The organism is Sphingopyxis sp., assembly GCF_050725615.1.
GTDB lineage: Bacteria > Pseudomonadota > Alphaproteobacteria > Sphingomonadales > Sphingomonadaceae > Sphingopyxis.
Map to the genome: position 1 here is coordinate 1 of NZ_JBOHHU010000098.1, position 15,480 is coordinate 15,480.

Genomic DNA, 15,480 nt, shown 5'->3' on the forward strand with positions numbered 1-15,480 from the left:
CCTTCAGCCCATAGGACAGGCCCCCGGCCACGCCGACGCTTCCCCCGGCCTGCAGGACGCCGTCCCAGTCGCCCTGCGCCGCAGGAACGCCAAAGGCCGCGACGACGAGCGCATCGCGCGCGAGGGACCCGGCGTCGTCCCATCCCTTGTCGCTGGCGTGGGCGGCAGGTGCCAGCGCCAGCATCATGGCTCCACCAAGGGGGATCAACGATTTCCGCACGACATATCTCCTCGCTGGAGCTCCGGCACGGTCAAGCGCGCCTTGCCTCGGAGATGGTGTGCAGCGGCGAGCGCGGCCTCGCGCTCGGAAGGCACGGGGCAACGACGCTGCGTCGAGGGGCAAGTCGACCATTCCCCAGAGCTAGGCTCGGGCGTGAATCATGCCCATAAGCAGGCGCTCAAAGGGACCGGCATAAGCGGGAGTGCTATGCCGCCACCCGGGGTCTATCCCGATGTGAGGAATGTGGCCCTGCGCCAGTCGATGGCGTCGTCAGGCCAGTTCGGTCAGGTCCAGCGCCTCCAGCAACGCCGCCCGCGCGCGCCGCACATCCGTCGTCAGCCCTGCCGACGCCAGGTCGGCCGCCGCGATCGCTTCGGGCCAGCGCTGCGCCACCACCTCCGAAATCCGGTCGAGCCTGTCGGCGTCGGCCATAAAGCGCGGATCGACCGTCGCCGGATCGGCGACGACGCGCAGGCGCAGGCAGGCGGGGCCGCCGCCATTGGCCATCGACTGGCGGACGTTGACCGGCAGCAGCTTGCGGATCGGGCCGTTGCCCGCGACATGCGCTTCCAGCCATTGCCACACCGGCGCGGTGTCCTGCGCCTCGGTGGGCAGGACGAGGCCCATGCCGCCGCCATCGGGCAGGCTGACGAGCTGCGCGTTGAACAGATAGGATTTGATCGCGTCGGGCAGGCTCACTGCGTCGGATGGCACTTCGACGATTTCGACCGAGGGGAAAACGGCGCGGATTTCGGCGTGCGCGGCCTCGCGGTCGTGAAAGGCGCTTTCATGGGTGAACAGCACCCGCTCGTTGGCCACCGCGACGACGTCATTGTGGAACGCGCCGCCCTGGATTGCGGTGTCCGACTGGCGGATGAACAGGGTGCGTTTCGGATCGAGTCGATGGGTGCGCGCGATGGCTTTCGACGCGTCGAGATGCTGGCGCGCGGGGAAGCGGCCGCCGCCGACACCATAGACGAAAATCTCGACGCCCGCGTCGCCATGGCCGTCGCACAGCCGCATATGGTTCGCCGCGCCCTCGTCGCCGAAGGGGGCGGGGACGGGCGCGTGGACCGCGAAGGCCGGGTCGGCGAAGGCGAGGCGGAGCTGCTTCAGCGTCCCCGGCCATTCATGGCTGCGATGCGGCATCGTCACCAGATTGGCGACGGTCAGATGGCATTTGCCGTCGCCGCTGTCGGGGGCGGGGGAGACCGTCGCGGCGTTCGCCGCCCACATCGCCGAGGCCGACCAGGCCTGCGCGCGCAGATGCGGTTCGGCATCCTCCAGCGTGGTGCCCAGCGCGCCGAGCCAGGGCGCGTCGGGTCGATCGAGCGGCGTGAAAAAACCCTGCGGCAATCCGAGCGCCAGGTTGTGACGCATCTTGTCGATGCCCTGCAGCGCCGCCGCGCGCGGCTGCGACACGTCGCCCGCATTGCTCGCCGAGGCGATATTGCCCCGGCTCAGCCCGGCATAATTATGCGTGGGACCGATGATCCCGTCGAAATTGATCTCGGTCAGCATCAGCGGGCGATCCAGCTGATCGCATCGCCGACGTCGACGCCGAGCAGCTTCGCGGCCGCGCCATCGAGCGTATCGCCGGCGCCGACCTTGCCGAAGCAGCAGCGGAAATCGGCGAGCCGTCCGGTGGCGACCAGCGCATCGGCGCCGCCATCGTCGCTGGCGTCGGCAATCGCCGCCACCGCGCCATGCCGCGCGTCCTTGATGCTCGCGACCTGATCGGTGCGCGCGGTCATCGTCGGGCCGCCGTCGAAGATGTCGACATAGTTTTCATAAGCGAAATTCTCATTTTCCAGCATCCGCATCGCGGCGCGGCCGCTGGGGTGCGGGACCCCGATGACGCTGCGGGCATGGTCATTCAGCATCGCGATATAGACCGGATGCTTGGGCATCAGGTCGGCGATGAACTGGTTGCCGTGGACCGCGTTGAACTGGTCGGCTTCCTGGAAGCTCATCCCGAAGAATTTGCCCGCGACCCCGTCCCAGAAGGGCGATCCGCCGGCTTCGTCGATCACCCCGCGCAGCTCCGCCAATATCCGGTCCCCGAAGCGCGCGCGGTGACGCGCGATGAACAGATAGCGCGAGCGCGCGAGCAGCAGCCCGAGCCCGCCGGCGCGCGCTGCGGGGTGGAGGAACAGCCCGCCGACCTCGGATGCGCCATTGAGGTCGTTGCTGAGCATCAGCACCTGCGCGTGAAAGGTGCGCCCCAATTGCTCGCTATGCTTGCTGTCGGTGCCGATGCGATAGGAATAAAAGGGCCAGCGCTGGCCGACCTGTCCGAAAATCTGGCAGGTGCCGCGCACTTCGCCGCTGTCGAGATCCTCGAGCACGAGCAGGTAGAGTTCGTCCGAGGGGTATTCCTTCTCGCACGCGAAACTGGCCTCGGCGCGTTCGAGCTTGGCGCGCAGCGCCTGCCGGTCGGGGGGCAGGTTGGTGAAGCCGCCGCCGGTCAGTTTCGCCATCTCGTAAATGCTCTGCAAATCGCCCGGCTTGGCTGCCCGGATCACATAATTCACACCGTCCCCCGTTCTGCTATTCTTGTCATGGTGAGCGCCGACAATTGCGCCCGTTCGGCCAGGCTGTCGACGATCAGAAATTCGTCCGAAGAGTGAATCGCGCCGCCGCGCGGGCCCATGGTGTCGACCACCGGGATGCCGCACGCGGCGATATTGTTGCCGTCGCACACGCCGCCGGTCGCGTTCCAGCTGATCGGCGGCAGGCCGAGCGCGGCGCCGCAGTCGCGCACCAGTTCGAACAGCCGCGTCGCGGCGGCGTCGAGCGGCTTGGGCGGGCGGTTGAAACCGCCGTGGAGGTGGCAGTGGACGTCGTGGTCGCGCTGGATGTTGGCGATAGTGCCGCGCAGCATCGCTTCGGCCGCCACCATTGCCTCGGGGGTTGAGGGGCGCATGTTGACGCGCAATATCGCCTGGTCGGGGACGACATTATTGGGGCCGCCGCCGTCGATTTTGGCAGGATTGACTTTTAATTCCAAGGATTTGAGTGCGTTGAGCCGGACCGCGAGATCGGCGGCGGCGACGAGGGCGTTGCGCCCTTCGTCGGGGTTGCGCCCGGCGTGCGCCGAGCGGCCGTGAATGATGACGCTGAAGTTGCCGCTTCCGGGCCGCGCGCCCGCCAGCGTGCCGTCGGGAAGCGCGGGTTCGTAGGTCAGCGCGGCGGTCTTGCCCTTCGCCAGTTCGGCGATCAGCGCGGCGGAGGCGTGGCTGCCGGTCTCCTCGTCGCTGTTGATCATCACGTCGTATCCGACGCGCGCGGCGAGCGGCGAGGCTTCGAGCGCGGTCAGCGCCGCGAGGATCACCGAAATGCCGGCCTTCATGTCGGCGGTGCCGGGACCGTTGAGCACGCCGGGCTCGCGCCATTTGAGCGTCTGGAACGGATGATCGGCGGCGAAGACCGTGTCCATATGGCCGGTGAGCAGCAATTGCACCGGCGCGTCGGGGCGCACCCGCAGGTGAAGATGGTCGCCGCGCTGCGTGGTGCGGATGTTGCCGCCGGCATCGACGCTTTCGACTGGATCGGGGGCGACCAGCCGGATATCGCCGGGCAGCACCGCAAAGGCGTCGGCGAGCTGCCCCGCGACGGTCTTCAGCCCCGCCAGATTGCCGGTGCCGCTGTTCACCGCCGCCCATCGCTCGACCTGCGCGAGCATCGGGGCGTCGGCGGCGCGTTCGAGGGTGGCGCTTTCGCTGGCGGTGAGGCTGGTCATCGCGCCGCTATAGCGGGCGATGCGGCGCTTTGGCACCCCCGCGACGATAAATCGGTGACGGCGGCGGCGAAGGTCGGACAGAGCGCCGGTCCGGGCGTCCGCTCCGGTCGATTGGCTTGCGCCGCGAGTTGCGATAGAGGCGGGTGCATGATCGCAATCGCCCGTCCTGCGCGCATGGCTGCCCAATGGTGGATCGGTCGTGGCTGACGCCCCGGTATCCGGCGGCTATGTCTATAAGCCGCACGAACGCCCGATCATGCCGGGATCGCCCGCAAACCCCGACCATCCGGGGCGGCGCAAGCTTTTCTACCTGTTCATCGGCATTTATCTCGCGATCGTCGGGGGGTTCCAGAACGGGCTGCTGCTCGCCAACCTGACCGTGCTGCAGGGCCATCTCGACCTCACCCCCGTCGAGTCGGGATGGGTCACCGCCGTCTACAGCATGACCAACGCCTGCATGAGCATATTGCTGTTCAAGGTGCGGCAGGAGTTCGGCATCCAGCGCTTCGTGCGCGCGACGATGTGGGCGCTGCTGCTCGCCAATTTCCTGCAATTGTTCGATGCGGGATACCGGATCGAACTGGTGTCGCGCGGCATATCGGGGATCGCGGCGAGCGGGCTGTCGACGCTCGCGGCCTTTTACATGATGCAGGGCATGCCGGCGAAGGCGCGGATCGGCGGGCTGCTGCTGGCGATCGGCATTTCGCAGGTCGGCCTGCCGCTGGCGCGCGCGATTTCGCCGCTGCTGCTCGCCGACGGCAATGTCTATAATTTGTTCGTGCTGCAATTCGCGATGTCGCTGGTCGCGGTCGGGCTGGTCAATGTCCTGCAACTGCCGCAGGGCGATACGGTTCGTTCGTTCGGCAAGCTCGATCTCGTGACCTTTCCGCTGCTTGCGGTCGGGGTCGGGCTGCTCTGCGCCTTCTTCGTCCAGGGCCGCATCGTGTGGTGGACCACGCCCTGGCTCGGCGGAACGCTGGCGGCGGCGATCCTGCTGATCGGCATCGCGTTCCTGATCGAGCATAACCGCGCCAATCCGATGCTCCACACGCGCTGGATGGGGAGCAGCGACCTGCTGAAATTCGCGCTGACCGGCGCTTCGGTCCGGGTGCTGCTGTCCGAGCAGAATTTCGGCGCCTCGGGCCTGCTCACGGCGGTCGGCATGGGCAACGACCAGCTTGTCACCTATTATGCGATCCTCGCGGCCGCGACGCTGGCGGGCGGCGTGCTGGCGGTGGCGCGGCTCAATCCGCTCGACCTGCGGCGGCCGATCCTCATCTCGCTCGCGGTGATCGCGGTCGCGGCGCTGGCCGACACCCATTCGGGGCTGCTGACGCGGCCCGGCAACCTGTATCTGACGCAGGCCGCACTGGCCTTTGCGGCGGTCTATTTCATGGGGCCGATGCTGATGGAGGGCTTTGTGCGCGCGCTCGCCAAGGGGCCGTCGCACGTCATCAGCTTCCTTGCCGTCTTCAACCTGTCGCAGACCTTGGGCGGGCTTGCCGGGGTCGGCGCGCTGTCGGCGTTCCACACGCTGCGCACCAAGCAGCATCTGATGACGCTGGGCAGCAGCCTGTCGACGAGCGACCCCGGCGTGGCGCAGGCGATCAATGCGCTCGCGAACGGCCTTGGCGGCGTGATGACCGACCCCGCGCTGCGCGGCGGGGTCGCGGGCGCGCAGGTGGTGCAGGAGGTGGCGCGCGAAGCCGCGATCCTCGCCTTCAACGATATTTTCTTCGTCATCGGCAGCCTGTCGGCGCTGGCCTTCGTGGTCATGTTCGCGCGCTGGCTTTATGACCGCCGGCGCGGGATCAACCCGCTGGCGAAGGAACTCGAAGCCCTCCAGAAAATGTTGGCAAGGAACCAATGACCGACAAGACCACAGCCGATCCCGCGCCCGCCAGCCCGCCGGTTCCCGCCGAAACGGAAAAGCCCGCACCGACGCCCGCGCCCGCGCCCGAACCGGCCACACCGCCCGCCGATGCGGCGACCGCCGAAAGTGCCGAAGCCAGCGGCTGGCGGCCCGATCGTTCGCGACGCCGGATGGTGCTGTTCGGGCTGGTGATCCTCGCCGGGGTGCTCGCGGCGCTCTATGCTTGGGGGCTGCCGCCGTTCCGCGCGTCGAGCCAGACCACCGACAACGCCTATGTGCGCGGCCAGACGACGATCATCGCGCCGCAGGTCGGCGGCTATGTGACCGAGGTGCTGGTGCAGGATTTCCAGACGGTGCAGGCCGGGCAGGTCCTGGTGCGGATCGACGACAGCATCTATCGCCAGCGCGTCGCGCAAGGTTCCGCCAACATCGCCGCGCAAACCGCGAGCCTCGACAACAGCGCGCAGAGCCAGCGCTCGGCCGAGGCGCAGGTCAAGGCGCAGGACGCCGCCGTCGCCAGTGCGCGCGCCCAGTTGCAGCGCGCGCAGGCCGACATGCGGCGCGTGGGCGAGTTGGTCGATGCGGGGTCGGTGTCGCTGCGCGAACGCGACCAGACGCTTGCCGCGCTGCGTCAGGCCGAGGCGGCGGTCCGCCAGGCCGAGGCGCAGCGCCAGATCGCGCTCGAACAGGTGCGTTCGGTCACCGTCGGGCGCGGCGGGCTTCAGGCCGGGGTCGAAAATGCCAAGGCGACGCGCGGGCTGGCCGACATCGACCTCGATCGCACGGTCATCCGCGCGCCGCGCCCGGGCAAGCTCAGCGAAGTCACCGTGCGCGTCGGGCAGCTTGTCAATCCGGGGACCCAGATGATGTATCTGGTGCCCCAGAAACATTGGGTCGTCGCCAATTTCAAGGAAGCGCAGACCGCGAAGATCCGTGTCGGCCAGTCGGCGACATTGCGCATCGACGCGCTCGGCGGCGCCGAGCTGAAAGGCGTGGTCGAAAATATCGCTCCGGCGGCGGGCAGCGAGTTCAGCATCGTCAAACCCGACACCGGATCGGGGAATTTCGTCAAGGTGCCGCAGCGTATCGCGGTGCGCATCCGTATCGAACCCGGCCAGAAGCTCGCCGAGCGGCTGGGACCCGGCATGTCGGTGATCGCAACCGTCCGCACCGGGGCCGAGTGATGCGGCGCGCCCTCCCGTTCGCGGTGCTGCTGCTGGCCGGCTGCGCCCCGGCGATCACGCCGCGCCCCGATGCCAGCCTGGTCGCGCCGCCCGCCGACTGGCGCACCGCGATGCCCGCGACCGGTCCGGTCGAGAGCGCCTGGTGGGCGGGCTTCGGCGATGCGCGACTGTCGGCGCTGGTCGACCAGGCGCGCGCGAACAACAGCGATCTGGCGATCGCGGCGGCGCGGGTGGCGGAGGCGCGGGCGCAGGAACGGGTCGCGCGCTCGCTGTTGCTGCCGACGCTGTCGGCCAATGTGCCCGGCGCCGAGGCGCGCAGCGTCAACGCCTTTGGCCAGCCAAGCGAGAGTTTCTCGGCGCAGCCGGCGTTCCAGGCCGCCTATGAGATCGACCTGTTCGGCCGCAACGCCGCGACGGTCGACGCGGCGCGCGCCAATGCCGCCGCCGTCGCGGCGGCGCGCGAGTCGGCGATGCTGTCGGTCAGCGCGGCGACCGCGAGCAGCTATATCGTCCTTCTCGCGCTCGACGAGCGGCGCGCCTTGCTGGTGCAGACGCTGGCGTCGCGCGGCGAGGCGCTGCGCATCGCGCGCGACCGCGCCGAGGCGGGCTATACCTCGCGGCTCGAACTCAGCCAGGCCGAGGCCGAATATCGCGCCACCGAGCAGCAGATACCGGCGATCGAGGCGGCGATCGCGCGGCAGGAAAATGCCCTGTCGCTGCTCGTCGGCGACACGCCGCACGCGATCGATCGCGGCGCCGATTTCGACGCGCTCGTCACCCCCGGCGTGCCCGCCGTGCTGCCCTCCGACCTCGTCCGCCGCCGCCCTGACATCGGGCAGGCCGAATATGCGCTCGCCGCGACCGACGCCAATCTGCGCGGCGCGCGCGCGCAGTTCCTGCCGCAAGTCCGCCTGTCGGCGTCGGCGGGGGCGGCGATCTCGTCGCTGCTCGACGATCCGATCTCGGTCTGGTCGATCGGCGGCAGCATCCTGGCGCCGATCTTTTCGGGCGGGCGGCTGCAGGGCCAGTTCGATGCGGCGACCGCACAGCGCGACCAGGCCGCCTTCGCCTATCGCCGCACCGTGCTCACCGCCTTTCGCGAGGTCGAGGACCAGCTGGCGGTGATCGACCGGATCGGGGTGCAGCAACAGGCGCTGCTCGCCCAGCGCGCGGCGGTCGCCGAAACATTGCGCCATGCGACCAACCGCTATCGCGCCGGCTATTCGCCCTATCTCGAACAGATCGACGCGCAGCGCGCGCTGTTCGCGGTCGATATCGCGCTGATCCAGCTGCGCACCGACCGGCTGACCGCCTATGTCGCGCTCTATCAGGCGCTGGGCGGCGGGGCGCCGACGACTTAAGCCGTGCGCGCGAACCAGATGACATGGCGGCCGCCCTTGCCGTTTGCGCGCGCGCGCACCGCCGCCTCCTCGACCGCGAAGCCTGCGTCCTTGAGCTGGCGCGTGAAGCGGACGTCGGGTGCGGCGGACCAGATCGCGAGGATGCCGCCGGGACGCAGCGCCGCTTTGGCGCGTGCGAGGCCGGCGGGCGAATAAATGCGGTCGTTGCCGGTGCGGGTCAGCCCGTCGGGACCATTGTCGACGTCGAGCAATATCGCGTCGTAGCGCCGCGTCGCGTCGCCGATCACCGCGCCGACATCGCCCAGCACGAGGTCGACGCGCGGATCGTCGAGGCAGCCCGCCGTCAGCGCCGCCATCGGGCCGCGCGCCCAGTCGATGATCTCGGGCACCAGTTCGGCGACGGTGACGCGGGCGTTCGCGCCGAGCCGCGCGAGCGCCGCGCGCAGCGTGAAGCCCATGCCGTAGCCGCCGATCAGCAGGTGCGGGGCGGCGTCGTCGCGCAGCCGGTCGCACGCCATGTCGGCGAGCGCTTCCTCCGACCCGCTCAGCCGGCTGGTCATCAATTCGCTGTGGCCGAGCGTGATGAAATAATCGTCGCCGCGCTGAAACAGCCGCAGCGGATCGCCGCCGGGGACGGGGGCGGTGGCGAGGAGGATGCGCGGGGTCATGCGGCGGCCATAGCGAGCGGCGCGGGGCTTTGCACCCCCGGCGCCAACGCCTGACCCGTCCGCCTTATCCGATGGCTTCGAGCATCGCTTCGAGCGTGGGCCGCATGCGCCGGATTTCGTCGCGATGGGCGGCCGACAGCGCGGCGAGCGCGGCGTGCGCCCGCGGCGTCAGTCGCAGGCGCGCCCGGCGCCGGTCGTCGGTCGCGGCGATCCGGTCGATCCAGCCCTGGTCCGCCAACCGGTTGACCAGCCCCGTCGCGCTGTGCGGTTTCAGCATCAGCCGCCGCGCGACCTCGCCGACCGTCGGCGCGCCCGACGCCGCCGCGCGAATCGCGAGCAACGCCTGATGCTGCTGCGGGGTCAGGCCCTGGTCGGCGGCGCGGCGCTCGCTGAACGCCTGAAATTCGCGCAGCGCATGGCGGAAATCGGCGAGGGCGGCATAATCACCATCGGTCAGCGGCGCGGCGGGATCGGCCATCGGCAAGGCTCCATCGAATTATATCGCACTACGATGCGTTGTTGAGTTATATCGCATTGCGATATATTGGCGCGACCGCCTGTTCAACCATAGCGGAATCGCCATGCCCGTCCCACCCGCCGCCCATCCTCTTGCCGACCATAGCGCCGACCGGCGCATGGTGCTGCTCGCCGGCATGGCGCTGGGGATCGGGGCGGGGGCCGCGCTCGGCGCGTGGGTGCTGCTCAAATCGATCGCGCTGGCGACGAACCTGTTCTGGTTCGGCCGGATATCGACCGCCGATGCCGCGATCACCGACATATCGGTCGGCCTTTTCATCGTGGTGATTCCCGCGCTCGGCGCGTTGATCATCGGGGTGATGGCGCGGTTCGGTTCGGACAAGATCCGCGGCCATGGCATCCCCGAAGCGATCGAGGCGATCCTCTATGGCCAAAGCCGGCTGTCGCTGAAGGTCGCGATATTGAAGCCGATATCGGCGGCGATCTCGATCGGCAGCGGCGGGCCGTTCGGCGCCGAGGGACCGATCATTATGACCGGCGGGGCGATCGGCTCGCTGTTCGCGCAGCGCTTCCACCTGAGCGCCGCCGAGCGCAAGACCTTGCTGGTGGCGGGGGCGGCGGCGGGCATGACCGCGATCTTCGGGACGCCGCTCGCCGCGATCCTGCTGGCGGTGGAGGTGCTGCTGTTCGAGTGGAAACCACGCAGCTTCGTGCCGGTGGTCGTCGCGGTGCTCGTCGCGATGGCGGTGCGGCCGCTGCTGATCGGCAGCGGCCCGATGTTTCCGTTGACGGCGGCGCTGCCGCCGGCGGGGCCGGGGCTGGCGATCGCCGGGCTGCTCGGGCTCGCGGTGGGGCTGGAGGCGGCTTTGCTGTCGGCGCTGCTCTACCGGATCGAGGATGCGTTTCACCGGCTGCCGATCCACTGGATGTGGTGGCCCGCGCTCGGCGCGCTGGTCGTCGGCCTCGGCGGGTTGATCGACGCGCATGTGCTGGGCGCCGGCTATGGCAGCATCCAGGCGCTGCTCGACGGATCGCTGGCGACCCGCGTCGTCTTCGCGCTGCTGGTCGTCAAGGCGGTGGTCTGGCTGGTCGCGCTGGGATCGGGCACGTCGGGGGGCATATTGGCGCCGCTGCTGATCCTCGGCGGCGCGGCGGGCGCGCTGGCGGGCCAGCTCTGGCTCGGCAATCCGGGGGTCTGGGCGCTCGTCGGGATGGCGGGAATCCTGAGCGGCGCGATGCGCGCGCCGCTGACCGGGGCGCTGTTCGCGGCCGAGGTGACGGGCCTGTTCGGCGCATTGCCGCTGACGATCGCCAGCGCGTGCGGCGCCTATGCGGTCAGCGTGCTGCTGATGAAGCGCTCGATCCTGACCGAGAAGATCGCCCGGCGCGGGCGGCACATCCACCAGGAATATGTCGTCGACCCGATGGATATGGTGCAGGTGCGCGACCTGATGACGCCCGAACCCGCGACGCTTCCGGCGGCGATGATCGCCGGCGATGTGCTCGACTTCTTCGCCGGGCCGGCAGCGCATCGCAGCTATCCCGTCGTCGATACGGAGGGACGGCTTGTCGGGCTGGTGTCGCGCAGCGACGTCCTCGGCTGGCGCGTCGCCGACATGCCGGCCGACCGGGCGCTCGCCGACCTGGTGTCCGACGCCGCCCAGCCGGTCGCCTATGCCGACGCGCCGATCGGGCAGGTCGCCGACCTGATCGTCGAGACCGGGGTCGGGCGCATTCCGATCGTCGATCCGGCGACGCGCAAGGTGCTGGGCATCCTGTCGCGCCACGATCTGTTGAAGGCGCGCCGCGACCATCGCCGCGCCGAAACCGCGCGGTCGCGCTGACCTGCGCCACCCCATTGCCAAGCCGCGCGCTTCGCGGCATAGGGCGGCGGCCCTTTCCTCCCCGGGTCCACTGGCGCACCGCGCCGAACCAAAGGGTGCTGCAATGACCGAATTTCTGGACCGCCACGGGCTGTCGATCGATGCGCGGCTGGTCGATTTCGTGCAGGATCGCGCGCTGCCCGGGACCGGGCTCGACGCCGACAGATTCTGGGCGGACTTCGCCGCGCTGCTCGCCAAATTCGCGCCCGAGAACGCCGCGTTGCTCGCCAAGCGTGAGGATTTGCAGGCGAAGATCGACGCCTGGCATGGCGAACGGGCAGGGCACGATCCGGCGGCCTATCAGGCCTTCCTGCGCGAGATCGGCTATCTCGTCGCCGAACCCGCCGCCTTTCAGGTCGGCACGCAGAATGTCGACCCCGAAATCGCGACCATGGCCGGGCCGCAGCTCGTCGTGCCCGCGCTCAACGCGCGTTTCGCCCTCAACGCCGCCAATGCGCGCTGGGGCAGCCTTTACGACGCCTTTTACGGCACCGACGCGCTCGATGCGCCGGCGGCAAAGCCCGGTGGCTATGACGCGGCACGCGGCGCGGCGGTGATCGTGCGCGCCAAGGCTTTCCTCGACGAAGCCGTGCCGCTCGCGGCGGGAAGCTGGGCCGACTGGACCGGTGGTACGCCCGCGCTTGCCGACCCCGCGCAGCTCGTCGGGACGATGGACGGTGGGCTGTTGCTCAAGCATAATGGCCTCCACATCGAACTGGTGATCGATCCCGCGAGCGCGATCGGCCAGACCGACCCTGCGGGCATCGCCGACGTGCTGCTCGAAGCCGCGCTGACCACCATCATCGACCTCGAGGACAGCGTCGCGGCGGTCGACGGCGAGGACAAGGTGCTGGGTTACACCAACTGGCTCGGCCTGATGCGCGGCGACCTCACCGAAAGCTTCGCCAAGGGCGGCGCGACCGTCACGCGGGCGATGGAGCCCGATCGCGACTGGACCGCGCCCGATGGCAGCGGCTTCACGCTGCCGGGGCGCAGCGTGATGTTCGTGCGCAATGTCGGCCATCTGATGACGACCCCGATGGTCAAGCTGTCGGATGGCAGCGAAGCGCCCGAGGGGATTTGCGACGCGGTGTTCACCAGCCTCTGCTCGCTCCACGATTTGAAGGGTCTCGGCACGCTGCAGAACAGCCGCGCCGGCAGCATCTATATCGTCAAGCCGAAGCAGCACGGCCCCGAAGAATGCGGCTTCACCGACCGGCTGTTCAACGCGGTCGAGGACATGCTCGGCCTGTCGCGCCACACGATCAAGGTCGGGGTGATGGACGAGGAACGCCGCACCAGCGCGAACTTGGCTGCGTGCATCCATGCGGTGAAGGACCGCATCGTCTTCATCAACACCGGCTTCCTCGACCGCACCGGCGACGAAATCCACACGTCGATGCGCGCCGGGCCGATGATCCCCAAGGGCGAGATGAAGGCGAGCGACTGGATTGCGTCCTATGAGGACCGCAACGTCCGCATCGGGCTTGCCTGCGGGCTTTCGGGCAAGGCGCAGATCGGCAAGGGCATGTGGGCGATGCCCGACCTGATGCGCGCGATGCTCGACGCCAAGATCGGCCATCCGAAATCGGGCGCGAACACCGCCTGGGTGCCGTCGCCGACCGCCGCGACCTTGCACGCGCTGCATTATCACCAGGTCGATGTCTTCGCCCGCCAGCGCGAGATTGCGGGCGAGGCGGTGCCGTCGCTCGACCGTCTGCTCAATATTCCCGTCGCCACCGGCCGCAACTGGAGCGAGGCCGAGGTCGCCCGCGAACTCGACAATAATTGCCAGGGCATCCTCGGTTACGTCGTGCGCTGGATCGACCAGGGCGTCGGCTGTTCGAAGGTGCCCGACATCGACGACATCGGCCTGATGGAGGACCGCGCGACGCTGCGCATCGCGAGCCAGGCGCTCGCCAACTGGCTGCTCCACGGCGTCTGCACCGCGGCGCAGGTCGACGCGGCGCTGGTCCGCATGGCGGCGAAGGTCGATGGGCAGAATGCGGGCGATGCGCTCTATGAAAAGCTGACACCCGACGGCATCGCCTTTCAGGCGGCGCGCGCGCTGATCTTCGAGGGGGTGACCCAGCCGTCGGGCTATACCGAACCGCTGCTGCACGCCTATCGCCAGAAGAAGAAGGCGGCGGCGTGACGCTCTCCGCTTCGTGCCTGTGCGGCGCGACGCGGTATCGTTTCGACGGGCCGGTGGGCGAGGTGGTGCTGTGCCATTGCGGCCAGTGCCGCCGCGCGAACGGCGGCGCGTTCAACGTCGCGGTGCTGGCCGATGTCGCCGATGTCCGCTTCGACGCGCGCGACCGGGTGCGCGAATATGAAAGCTCGCCGGGCAAATATCGCGCCTTCTGCGCGGGATGCGGCGCACCGGTGTACAGTCGGCGCGACGATTTGCCGGACGTGCTGCGGCTGCGCGGCGGGTTGATCGCCGATCTGCCGGCGCCGCGCGATCTGATCGTCAGTCACCGCGACGACGGCTGGGACTGGCTCGGCTGACGGCGCTCGGCCTGCGGCGGCGACGGGTAGGTCGACGGCCGTTTTTGCGCCACCATCGGAAAGCTGTTGCCGCCATGATAGGTGACGGCGCCGCACATCCGGTTGCCATTGGCCGCGAGGGTGCCGTCGAACAGCACATCGCCGTCGCGCGAGGCGACGACCATGTGGATGGCGTTGCCGGTGAGCGTGATGCTGCGCAGGACCACCGGTGCGGTCCGCACCGGAGTGAGCGATCCGCGATAGGCGTCGCCGACGAAGCCGATCGACATCAGCCCGAAACTCGGTTCGCCGCCGACCGCCATCAGGAAATCCCAATTGCCGTGGAGGTTCGGGGTCTCGCCGCCCTCCGCCGCCGTCGCGCCGCATTCGAAGCGCATGTCGACGCCCTCGCTGGCCGCCGCCGGAACCGCTGCAAAGGCCAGCGCTAAGCCCGTGATAATCGCTTTCATCCTGTCCTCCTTGTCGCCATTTCATGCCGGCCGGTTGGCGCGGTGCGATGCCGGTCGACAAGGCGGATAATCGTGAATAGCTTCCGCAATTTCGCGAGCGGTGGGGCGATGCAGTTGGCGATGCGTGAACGGCGGACGTTGGGGACGTGGCGGGTGCCGCTGAGCGCCGTCGCCTTTGGCGCGCTGCTCGGCGTCATGGGGCCGTTCGGATCGCAAACCGCGCTTGGCCCGGTCGCCCGCTTTGCCTTCTGGATGGTCATCGCGCTCGTCGGTTTTGGTGCTGCGGCCGCTGCGGGGCGTGCCCTGCCGTCCGCTGTGCGGGATGAGCGGACGATCAGGCGGCTGTTCGTGGTGGCCGCCGTATCGGCCGTACCCATGACCTTCTTCGTCGCCTGGGCGATGGGCGTGGTCAGGCCGGGCCGGACCTTCAGCCCGCTCCAACTGCTCGGGCTATTTCCCTATGTGGCGCTGATCCAATTGCTCATCGCGCGCGTCATGGCTCCGGCCGAGCCGGTCGCCGCAGCCACACCTGTGGACCAGCCCGCCGCTGCTCCCGAATATCCGGCCGAATTGCTGGCGCGGCTTCCTGTCGCCTTGCGCCGCGACATCCTCGCGCTCGAGGCCGAGGATCATTATCTGCGCGTGCACAGCCTGCACGGCACGGCGCTGATCCTGATGCGGCTGGTCGACGCGGCGGCGATCATCGATCCCCGGCTGGGCTTGCGCGTGCATCGTAGCTGGTGGGTGGCGAAAGACGGGGTCGGCGCGCTGGAACGAGCGCCCGGACGGGCCATCGTCCGGCTGCTCGATGGCACCGAGGTTCCCGTCAGCCGGACCTATCTGGCGGCGGCGCGAGAGGTTTTGACGGATTAGCGGGGTCGTGTGGGGGCTCGGGCGCTGGTTTCCCGTCATCGATTCGCGCCGGCGACCGCTTGCCGTCTCAAGCGGTGGATGGCTGGGGGCACGGCCGCTAACGAACGGTAGCGGACATAGAGATCCTCCCCGCTTGCGGGGAGGGGGACCGCGCCCGAAGGGCGTGGTGGAGGGGGCTCTCGGCCTGACGCGCCGCGCGAGGGCGCCAACCCCCCTCCGTCAGCCCTACGGGCTGCCAC

The 15,480-nt window shown here is 69.2% G+C and carries 13 protein-coding genes and 1 pseudogene; 7 read left to right on the forward strand and 7 right to left on the reverse strand.

Going from position 1 to position 15,480, the window contains the following annotated elements; all coding sequences use genetic code 11:
- From ACREB7_RS17880 to ACREB7_RS17895, 4 genes and pseudogenes are all read right to left on the reverse strand, one after another.
- Positions 1 to 220, reverse strand: a pseudogene (locus ACREB7_RS17880) (phosphatase PAP2 family protein); the annotation flags it as partial.
- Between the two features lie 270 nt (positions 221 to 490).
- Entirely contained in the window at positions 491 to 1,741 is a 1,251-nt protein-coding gene (locus ACREB7_RS17885) for an N-succinylarginine dihydrolase (protein ID WP_431593629.1), read from the reverse strand.
- On the reverse strand, positions 1,741 to 2,754 hold the full coding sequence (locus ACREB7_RS17890; protein WP_431593630.1) for an arginine N-succinyltransferase: 1,014 nt from the start codon (positions 2,752 to 2,754) through the stop codon (positions 1,741 to 1,743). The genes ACREB7_RS17885 and ACREB7_RS17890 overlap by 1 nt, the downstream gene beginning before the upstream one ends.
- Positions 2,751 to 3,962: a hydrolase gene (locus tag ACREB7_RS17895; RefSeq protein WP_431593631.1), complete on the reverse strand. Its 1,212-nt coding sequence runs from the start codon at positions 3,960 to 3,962 to the stop codon at positions 2,751 to 2,753. Before ACREB7_RS17895 ends, ACREB7_RS17890 begins: the two co-directional genes overlap by 4 nt.
- 199 nt (positions 3,963 to 4,161) lie before the next feature.
- On the opposite strand from ACREB7_RS17895, the gene ACREB7_RS17900 reads away from it, so the two are divergent.
- The 3 genes from ACREB7_RS17900 to ACREB7_RS17910 are packed head-to-tail and all read left to right on the forward strand — an operon-like array spanning position 4,162 to position 8,380.
- Positions 4,162 to 5,832, forward strand: coding sequence for an MFS transporter (locus ACREB7_RS17900; protein WP_431593632.1), 1,671 nt, complete (start codon positions 4,162 to 4,164; stop codon positions 5,830 to 5,832).
- Positions 5,829 to 7,019, forward strand: a complete 1,191-nt coding sequence (locus tag ACREB7_RS17905; RefSeq protein ID WP_431593633.1) for an HlyD family secretion protein — start codon at positions 5,829 to 5,831, stop codon at positions 7,017 to 7,019. Before ACREB7_RS17900 ends, ACREB7_RS17905 begins: the two co-directional genes overlap by 4 nt.
- Positions 7,019 to 8,380, forward strand: a complete 1,362-nt coding sequence (locus tag ACREB7_RS17910; RefSeq protein WP_431593634.1) for an efflux transporter outer membrane subunit — start codon at positions 7,019 to 7,021, stop codon at positions 8,378 to 8,380. Before ACREB7_RS17905 ends, ACREB7_RS17910 begins: the two co-directional genes overlap by 1 nt.
- On the opposite strand, the gene ACREB7_RS17915 is transcribed toward ACREB7_RS17910, so the two are convergent.
- Together ACREB7_RS17915 and ACREB7_RS17920 are read right to left on the reverse strand one after the other, a co-directional pair.
- Positions 8,377 to 9,048: a spermidine synthase gene (locus ACREB7_RS17915; RefSeq protein ID WP_431593635.1), complete on the reverse strand. Its 672-nt coding sequence runs from the start codon at positions 9,046 to 9,048 to the stop codon at positions 8,377 to 8,379. The genes ACREB7_RS17910 and ACREB7_RS17915 overlap by 4 nt on opposite strands.
- A 64-nt stretch (positions 9,049 to 9,112) precedes the next feature.
- Positions 9,113 to 9,526 carry a MarR family transcriptional regulator gene (locus ACREB7_RS17920; RefSeq protein ID WP_431593636.1) on the reverse strand — a complete coding sequence of 138 codons (414 nt, stop codon included), beginning with the start codon at positions 9,524 to 9,526 and terminating at the stop codon, positions 9,113 to 9,115.
- A 103-nt stretch (positions 9,527 to 9,629) separates the two neighbouring features.
- On the opposite strand from ACREB7_RS17920, the gene ACREB7_RS17925 reads away from it, so the two are divergent.
- From ACREB7_RS17925 to ACREB7_RS17935, 3 genes are all read left to right on the forward strand, one after another.
- Positions 9,630 to 11,369, forward strand: a complete 1,740-nt coding sequence (locus ACREB7_RS17925; protein WP_431593637.1) for a chloride channel protein — start codon at positions 9,630 to 9,632, stop codon at positions 11,367 to 11,369.
- A 103-nt stretch (positions 11,370 to 11,472) separates the two neighbouring features.
- Complete coding sequence (locus tag ACREB7_RS17930; RefSeq protein ID WP_431593638.1) at positions 11,473 to 13,563, forward strand: malate synthase G; 2,091 nt, start codon at positions 11,473 to 11,475, stop codon at positions 13,561 to 13,563.
- Positions 13,560 to 13,919, forward strand: coding sequence for a GFA family protein (locus ACREB7_RS17935; RefSeq protein ID WP_431593639.1), 360 nt, complete (start codon positions 13,560 to 13,562; stop codon positions 13,917 to 13,919). Before ACREB7_RS17930 ends, ACREB7_RS17935 begins: the two co-directional genes overlap by 4 nt.
- On the opposite strand, the gene ACREB7_RS17940 is transcribed toward ACREB7_RS17935, so the two are convergent.
- Positions 13,886 to 14,368: a hypothetical protein gene (locus tag ACREB7_RS17940; RefSeq protein ID WP_431593640.1), complete on the reverse strand. Its 483-nt coding sequence runs from the start codon at positions 14,366 to 14,368 to the stop codon at positions 13,886 to 13,888. The genes ACREB7_RS17935 and ACREB7_RS17940 overlap by 34 nt on opposite strands.
- A gap of 72 nt (positions 14,369 to 14,440) precedes the next feature.
- On the opposite strand from ACREB7_RS17940, the gene ACREB7_RS17945 reads away from it, so the two are divergent.
- Positions 14,441 to 15,241, forward strand: coding sequence for a LytTR family DNA-binding domain-containing protein (locus ACREB7_RS17945; protein ID WP_431593641.1), 801 nt, complete (start codon positions 14,441 to 14,443; stop codon positions 15,239 to 15,241).
- Positions 15,242 to 15,480 lie beyond the last annotated feature (239 nt).

Excerpts from the sequence above, each read along its gene's own strand:
- ACREB7_RS17910 (WP_431593634.1), top strand. The coding sequence starts at position 7,019 with ATGCGGCGCGCCCTCCCGTTCGCGGTGCTGCTGCTGGCCGGCTGCGCC.
- ACREB7_RS17930 (WP_431593638.1), top strand. The coding sequence starts at position 11,473 with ATGACCGAATTTCTGGACCGCCACGGGCTGTCGATCGATGCGCGGCTG.
- ACREB7_RS17915 (WP_431593635.1), bottom strand. The coding sequence starts at position 9,048 with ATGACCCCGCGCATCCTCCTCGCCACCGCCCCCGTCCCCGGCGGCGAT.
- ACREB7_RS17925 (WP_431593637.1), top strand. The coding sequence starts at position 9,630 with ATGCCCGTCCCACCCGCCGCCCATCCTCTTGCCGACCATAGCGCCGAC.
- ACREB7_RS17885 (WP_431593629.1), bottom strand. The coding sequence starts at position 1,741 with ATGCTGACCGAGATCAATTTCGACGGGATCATCGGTCCCACGCATAAT.
- ACREB7_RS17895 (WP_431593631.1), bottom strand. The coding sequence starts at position 3,962 with ATGACCAGCCTCACCGCCAGCGAAAGCGCCACCCTCGAACGCGCCGCC.
- ACREB7_RS17920 (WP_431593636.1), bottom strand. The coding sequence starts at position 9,526 with ATGGCCGATCCCGCCGCGCCGCTGACCGATGGTGATTATGCCGCCCTC.
- ACREB7_RS17905 (WP_431593633.1), top strand. The coding sequence starts at position 5,829 with ATGACCGACAAGACCACAGCCGATCCCGCGCCCGCCAGCCCGCCGGTT.
- ACREB7_RS17940 (WP_431593640.1), bottom strand. The coding sequence starts at position 14,368 with ATGAAAGCGATTATCACGGGCTTAGCGCTGGCCTTTGCAGCGGTTCCG.